Source organism: Mesorhizobium sp. (assembly GCF_005063415.1).
Lineage (GTDB): Bacteria > Pseudomonadota > Alphaproteobacteria > Rhizobiales > Rhizobiaceae > Mesorhizobium.
The window spans coordinates 1-486 of record NZ_SUEG01000374.1 but is presented as its reverse complement, the minus strand read 5'-3'; the positions used below and the strand labels follow the sequence as shown (position 1 = coordinate 486).

Annotated in this window: 2 protein-coding genes; both read right to left on the bottom strand. The window is 59.3% G+C overall.

The features are described 5' to 3' along the window. Positions 1–99, bottom strand: a 99-nt coding sequence (locus E5W70_RS32670; RefSeq protein ID WP_292665504.1) for an exopolysaccharide production repressor protein, incomplete at its 3' end; no start/stop codon positions are given. An 80-nt stretch (positions 100–179) separates the two neighbouring features. Next, the coding region (fdxB, locus tag E5W70_RS32665; protein WP_292665502.1) for a ferredoxin III, nif-specific at positions 180–486 on the bottom strand (307 nt) is incomplete at its 5' end.

Here is a 486-nt window from a genome sequence, read left to right as displayed (position 1 = left end):
AAAGAGCACGCAGCCGAAGTAGCCGGCCTGAAGCAGCAGCGAACAGGCCAGCGTCGTGACGACTGCCACACGGAGCGAATCCAAAGCGAAGTAAACCATCGACGCATTGCTGCACAGGACCAGCCCCACGAGCCGACAAAAAGATGAAGTGCAACGCCGTTCTCCTGGTTTTCGCCAGATCATGTTGCGAGCTCGTCGGCCGCAACATGCGTCTGGCAGTTCTTGGGGCAGACGCGGCCGCAGGCTCCGCAGCCGATGCAGCGGCCGGCATCATCGACAACCATGATCATGCGATTGAGCTTGCCGTCGAAATCGTCGTCCTCGTCATCGCAGGGGCCGAGGATTTCACCCGCATCATCAACGCCGTGAAGATGCATGACATCGCGCGAGCAGACCTTGAAACAACGGCAGCAGCCGATGCAGGTCTTGCTATCGATGGAGGTCAGGTACGACGGCATCCAAATGGAGCCGTCACGGGTGGTGAAT